The organism is Negativicoccus succinicivorans (genome assembly GCF_018373335.1).
In the GTDB taxonomy this organism is placed as follows: Bacteria; Bacillota; Negativicutes; order Veillonellales; family Negativicoccaceae; genus Negativicoccus; species Negativicoccus succinicivorans_A.
Genome location: NZ_JAHAHH010000113.1, coordinates 1 through 2379 on the forward strand (window position 1 = coordinate 1; position 2379 = coordinate 2379).

A 2379-nucleotide genomic window follows, 5' to 3' on the forward strand; every position below is an offset into this window, starting at 1 on the left:
CGACATGATTGCCGCAGGTCTCAACGCTTTAAAAAATGGTGCGGATATTTACTGTGATGTTGAAATGGTCCGCACAGGTATCAATAAAAAAGCACTTGCACAGCTGGGGGGAGAAGTTTTTTGCCAGGTTTCCGCACCGGAGATTGCCGAAGTGGCCAAAGCGGAAGGTATTACCCGGTCAATTGCGGCGATGCGTGCGTACGGTAAGCGATTGGACGGAAATATTGTTGCGATCGGGAATGCGCCGACTGCGTTGTATGAAGTATTGCGTTTATGTGCGGAAGAAAATATTCGTCCGGCACTGATCGTCGGTATTCCGGTCGGTTTTGTCGGCGCCGCCGAATCGAAAGAAGCGTTGGTGGAGCAGGCTCCGGTTCCCTTTGTGACCGTTCGTGGCAACAAAGGGGGCAGCCCGATTGCTGCTTCTGTCATTAATGCTTTGTTGTACTTATTGGTACAGCGTACGCAAATGCTGTACATCGAACCGAATAAATAATTCTTATGACGAACCTAAACGCTTCAGGTGCTACCGCTAAACACAGAGAACATTTGACGTGGCGGTGGATTGTGTTGGCAACATTGGCCGTAGTCTTGGCTGCGGCGCTGATAGGCAGTCTTGCTTTTGGCGCAACACCGATTGATCTTTCCCGCATTTTGGAAATTTTGGGAGGAGATCGTAGCGGCACATCGGGTCCCATTATTTGGAATATCCGTTTTCCGCGGAATTTGGTCGGGGCTTTAGTCGGAGCCAACTTGGCGGTAGCCGGCGCTATTTTGCAGGCCGTTATGAAAAATCCGCTTGCCGATCCGGGGATTGTCGGCGTATCGAGTGGCGCAGGTTTGGCCGGTGTCATTATGCTGGTGTTGTTTCCTCATCTTACGTATCTTGTCACGCCGATTGCATTTTTAGGTGCGATGGGATCAGCCTTGTTTGTTTATGCGTTGGCCTGGAAGAACGGGATTCGTCCGTTGCGGATTATTTTAGCCGGTGTTGCTGTCAATGCTTTTTTAGGCAGCGGTATTTCAGCGTTGTTGATTTTTTACGGTGATCGGGTCCAAGGCGCGTTGCTGTGGATGGTCGGCGGTTTATCCGCTCGCAGTTGGCCGCAGGTGGAAGTACTTGTGCCGTATACGATCCTTGGAATTCTCATTGCACTCGCGGGTGCAAAACAGCTGAATATTTTAAGTCTGGGTGATGAAACCGCACGTTCGCTTGGTATGCGCGTCGAACGTGTACGCTTTTTTATGACGGGTGTAGCCGCTTTACTTGCCGCCGCTGCCGTCAGTATTTCCGGATTGATCGGTTTTGTCGGCTTGGTAGTACCTCATATGGTGCGCCTTTTGATCGGCAGCGATCATCGTTTTCTCTTGCCGGGGTCGGTACTTGGTGGTGCCGCGGTGATGGTGCTTTCGGATACGTTGGGGCGTGTCGCCTTCGCACCGATTGAAGTACCGGTAGGGATTATTATGGCATTTCTCGGAGCGCCTTTCTTTTTATACTTGCTGAGGAGGGGCGAATGAGTATTATTAAAGTCGATAATGTGGCGGTCTCTTTTGGCGGTCACAGTGTCATTCGCGATATCAGCTACACAGTGGAACGCGGCGAGATTTTGACGATTCTCGGCGCGAATGGCTGTGGGAAGTCTACATTGTTACGTGCTATGCTTGGTATTCAGAAGCGTAATCAGGGAAATGTTGCCTATTCGGAACAAGCGTTGGAAGAATTCAGTCCGGCTGAGCTCGCACGTAAAGTCGCCTTTTTGCCGCAGTCAGCTACGCCTCCGGGTGATATGACGGTGGAAGAGTGGGTTGGGTGTGGACGCTATCCATATCAAGCCTGGTGGAAGCCGCAAAGCGATTACGATCGAAAAATTGTGCAGGAAGCGTTGCAGAATACTCGTGTATGGCATTTGAAAGATCGCAATATTCAGTCATTATCCGGTGGCGAACGCCAGCGAGCAAGAATCGCGATGGCGTTGGCACAGGAGCCGGAGATTATTATGCTGGATGAGCCGACTACCTATCTTGATTTGAGCCATCAGCTGGAAGTCATGGAACTTTTGCAACGTATCAATCGTAGTAATGAAGTAACGGTAGTCATGGTATTGCATGATGTCAATCATGCCGCTAAATATTCGCACCGTCTGCTTGTATTGGGACAGGGTGGAATTTATGCGTGGGGTGCACCGCAAGCCGTTTTGACGGAACAATTAATGCGAGATGTGTACGGAGTGGAAGCGGAAATCGCTGATCGCGATGGAAGTCCCTATTGTTATGTAGACGGTTTAACTCGTCTTTCAGTGCAATAAAAAAGAGTGCCCATTTATGAGCACTCTTTTTTATTATTATTTTTTCAACTCGGGATATGCTTTTTCCAGT

3 protein-coding genes are annotated in these 2379 nt (G+C 49.6%); all 3 read left to right on the forward strand.

Going from position 1 to position 2379, the window contains the following annotated elements:
- Positions 1-496 (forward strand): precorrin-8X methylmutase (locus KH813_RS06500; protein ID WP_303994532.1); only part of this gene is annotated, 496 nt, incomplete at its 5' end.
- A gap of 5 nt (positions 497-501) precedes the next feature.
- Complete coding sequence (locus KH813_RS06505) at positions 502-1521, forward strand: iron ABC transporter permease (RefSeq protein ID WP_075938817.1); 1020 nt, start codon at positions 502-504, stop codon at positions 1519-1521.
- On the forward strand, positions 1518-2309 hold the full coding sequence (locus KH813_RS06510) for an ABC transporter ATP-binding protein (protein ID WP_303994533.1): 792 nt from the start codon (positions 1518-1520) through the stop codon (positions 2307-2309). The genes KH813_RS06505 and KH813_RS06510 overlap by 4 nt, the downstream gene beginning before the upstream one ends.
- The last annotated feature ends 70 nt before the right edge of the window (positions 2310-2379 follow it).

Excerpts from the sequence above, each read along its gene's own strand:
- KH813_RS06505 (WP_075938817.1), top strand. The coding sequence starts at position 502 with ATGACGAACCTAAACGCTTCAGGTGCTACCGCTAAACACAGAGAACAT.
- KH813_RS06510 (WP_303994533.1), top strand. The coding sequence starts at position 1,518 with ATGAGTATTATTAAAGTCGATAATGTGGCGGTCTCTTTTGGCGGTCAC.